We start from the raw sequence: 3,499 nt of genomic DNA on the forward strand, positions 1-3,499 counted from the left end.
CCAATATGAAACCCTTTCTGGTAGCTATGACCCAATTACAAAAATATACACACAAATTCGTTCAAAAACTGAGTTAAACGACCCATCAAACGAATCTAGTGGAAAGAATCGCATCGAAGAAAGTTTGAATTTCTACTATCACGTAGAAACACCTAGCGACGAAAGGTACGTAGACTTTACTGGCTCTTGGGATACCACTCAGATTTGTGCTGATGGACAAAATGCTGTCATGAGAATGGTATTTGATTCTGAGGGCGCTACCGTATCAGGGAAAGAGTGCAATGCAAACTCACCGGCAGATCTTGAAGACTCAGGCAAGAAGTATACCTATGAAGAGCTTGCTGCAATTGACTATTGGTGGTTTAACATTTCGGGACGTGAATCAAAAGCAACCCTGACAGATTTAAACTCAGTTGTGCGCTTCTGTGATGATACTGACAATGGTTATATTCCTGGTTCAGGAGATAAATGTCCTGTTGATGCAAATGGTAATAACCAAGAATACATCATTAAATGGGAATACCAACCTGCTGGTACCAACTGGGATGAAGGGTTGCTAACTCGCCGTAAAATGACTCCAGACGGATCAACAACAGGCCGTGTTAGCATCATGCAGAAAATCAACTAACCTTTGAGTTAATTTGATTACTTATTAATAAACCAGAAGCTGAGCTTCTGGTTTTTTCATTTTTAACACACATGAACCTTCAAACAACCATCAACGTAGATACAGAAACAAAGAACTATCGAGAACAACATGGAGTTTGTTATGAATCTACTCATTGAATCATTTGAAGGCGGGATCTACTTGGCTTACCAAATCATTGGCGAGCAAAAGCAGTTAATCAAAGACGACCACCAGCACCCAATGAAGTTTTTGAGTGTTAACCAAGCCCGCGACCACTTCAGTGATCAAGGCGTATCGTCAGCAATGCTGATACACAACAGTGCATACGACGAGATGTGCGGTGAGCATTGTGGTAACACCCAACCGTTCGAAATTGATTTGAAATGGAGTTAAATCAACTTCAAATCAATCGCAATAAAAATTGAAAGGCTTGCAGCGATGCAAGCCTTTCTTATGGGAGTAACTTTCCCTGTTCCGCATTAAAATCAGCGCAATGTTCGTTTCTGTCTACGTTTGATGTTTTGCTCTTTCACTACAAAGTCGAACAGCGGAGCAAACAGGTTAGCAAACAAGATCGCCAACATGATGCCCTCTGGATAAGCAGGGTTGAGCACTCGAATACCGACCGTCATCACACCGATCAGAATCCCGTAAGCCCACTTACTCTGATTAGTAAACGCGGCAGAAACTGGGTCGGTTGCCATAAAGAAAGTGCCAAAGGCAACACCGCCCAATACAAAGTGCCAGTAGAACGGCATCGAGAACATCGAGTTGGTATCAGAGCCAATCCAGTTCAGTAAACTCGACGTTGCCACAAGCCCAACAATCACACCAGCCACAATGCGCCAAGACGCTATCTTCATGACGATCAAAATCAGACCCGTCAACATGATGAGCAATGAAGAAACCTCGCCCATCGAGCCCGGAATATTACCGATAAAGGCATCCATCCAAGTGATGGCCTCACCAGTCATGTTGTTGATCAGCGACGAGCTCCCCCCCTCATACCATTGGCTGAGCGGTGTTGCGCCAGAATAACCATCAGCTGCCACCCATACCAAGCCACCGGACATGTTGGCGGGATAAGCAAAGTAAAGAAACGCTCGCCCCGCTAGTGCAGGGTTGAGAAAGTTTCGCCCTGTACCACCAAACAGCTCTTTCGCGACAACGATACCAAAGGTGATACCCAAAGCGGCTTGCCACAACGGGATAGTTGGCGGAAGAATAAGTGCGAACAGTACCGAGCTTACAAAAAAGCCTTCATTCACCTCGTGTTTTCGTACAACGGCAAATAAAACTTCCCAGAAGCCCCCGACCACAAATACGGTGGCATAAACAGGTAGGAAGTAGAGCGCCCCCAAGAACATCTGGCGCCCCCAGTCGCTTGCGACTAAGGACTGTGCATCACCAAACGCCCACGATAAGCGCCAACTGCTCTCTATAAGCGAGGTAAGTTCGTTAAGTTGATAACTGGATGTTAGTACCGAGACACTCTGGTGCCCGACGTTATACATACCCCAAAACATGGCAGGGAAAGTCGCTAGCCACACCAAAATCATTATTCGCTTGAGATCGATACTATCTCGAACGTGGGTCAAGCCTCGGTTTACGTTGCCGGGCGTATAAAAGATGGTGGCAAACGCCTCATAGACAGGGTAAAGCTTTTCGTATTTACCTCCGGCTTCAAAACGCGGGGCTACGTCTTCTAATCGTTTCTTCAAACTCATAATCTCAATCACCTTATTGCTTGAGTTATGGTTTTCTACGCACCAACTGCTCTATTTGAACAATTTTTAGCTATTTTTAATCAAATTTGTATTGAAAATCCGAGTATCCGGAAATCGACCTGATATTGAAAAGAAAGGCGTATAAACAACAAAGCCCCAGCAATGGCTGAGGCTTATTTGATATTACGCACGTCTTCGTTATTTCACACACATCACATTAAGTAGTGAGGAGCCTTTAAGCTGGTTTACGTTACCGTTAGTAAACAGGCCTTTTTTGTCTGCGCCCCAATAAGGCAGGTGCATTGGCCAATTCTGATTTTCCATGACCTTCGACCCTAAGAGACTTTGCCACTGATTTTCACTCAACAGCGTCATATTAATCTTACCACATACTAATTCGGCACTGTCGTAATCGAGTCGGCTCCAAGGTTTACCTTGCTCCATATAAAACTGTTGTTCATCACCTAAAAGATAAGGAATCGCATATTTACTACCCGCAACACTCGCTGTCATGCGTATTTCAATGTTCAGATCATTGTCTGAATTTGCACCATGACTAGGGAAAGCTTGAATGGCAGCAGCACTCGCGACTGCAGTTTTTTGAGCAGCAGCTATCGGCTTCGGCGCTGATTTCGCTGCTACTTTAGCCTTAACTGAGGCTTGATGCTTAACCGTTTTTGGCTCTGCCGTTTTTGACTTCATTGCTTTGGTCACGACCGGTTGTGAAGAAGAGGTCTTCGATTTATCAACCATACGAATAAAGGCTTCGCCATACCCAGAAATCTTACGTACCTGAGCTAAGTCTTTTCTCGCATCAGAGAAGGTAGAATAAGGACCAATTAGGCAGCGATAATCTCCACCTTCGGGCTTCATCCATACGTTAGTTGAAATCTTCTCATACAATGGCTTTGCTTTGCTCAGTGACAAAGGCTTATTCAACAAACCACATTGAACCCAAAACAGCTCATTATCTGAATGATGTTTAGGCGCTTTATTGCCCCAAACGCCTTTACCAATCGGACATGATTGTTCTAGCTGTGGTAACTGATTGGTGCTTGCCTGAGTCGCATCGCATAGAACCGATTCGGCATTAACTTGGCTTGATACCAACAGGGATGCAGCAATAAGCCCCATACGATAATTT

The 3,499-nt window shown here is 44.5% G+C and carries 3 protein-coding genes and 1 pseudogene; 2 read left to right on the forward strand and 2 right to left on the reverse strand.

The annotated features are described in order from the left end of the window. Both AB4496_RS23515 and AB4496_RS23520 read left to right on the forward strand, forming a co-directional pair. Positions 1-628: pseudogene (locus AB4496_RS23515) on the forward strand (hypothetical protein); the annotation flags it as partial. Positions 629-769: 141 nt separating this feature from the next. After that, the gene (locus AB4496_RS23520; RefSeq protein WP_017103429.1) at positions 770-1,021 is read left to right on the forward strand and encodes a DUF6482 family protein; all 252 of its coding nucleotides are present in this window, start codon (positions 770-772) and stop codon (positions 1,019-1,021) included. Between the two features lie 92 nt (positions 1,022-1,113). Here AB4496_RS23520 and AB4496_RS23525 read toward each other — a convergent pair whose 3' ends face one another. Together AB4496_RS23525 and AB4496_RS23530 are read right to left on the reverse strand one after the other, a co-directional pair. After that, positions 1,114-2,355, reverse strand: a complete 1,242-nt coding sequence (locus AB4496_RS23525; protein WP_102257535.1) for an NADH:ubiquinone reductase (Na(+)-transporting) subunit B — start codon at positions 2,353-2,355, stop codon at positions 1,114-1,116. 198 nt (positions 2,356-2,553) lie between these two features. Further along, positions 2,554-3,499 (reverse strand): SPOR domain-containing protein (locus AB4496_RS23530; protein ID WP_372132178.1); only part of this gene is annotated, 946 nt, incomplete at its 5' end.

This window comes from Vibrio sp. 10N.222.46.A1 (assembly GCF_041473595.1).
GTDB classification, from domain to species: domain Bacteria; phylum Pseudomonadota; class Gammaproteobacteria; order Enterobacterales; family Vibrionaceae; genus Vibrio; species Vibrio tasmaniensis_A.

Coding starts and splice junctions, on each gene's coding strand:
- AB4496_RS23520 (WP_017103429.1), top strand. CDS start 770: ATGAATCTACTCATTGAATCATTTGAAGGCGGGATCTACTTGGCTTAC.
- AB4496_RS23525 (WP_102257535.1), bottom strand. CDS start 2,355: ATGAGTTTGAAGAAACGATTAGAAGACGTAGCCCCGCGTTTTGAAGCC.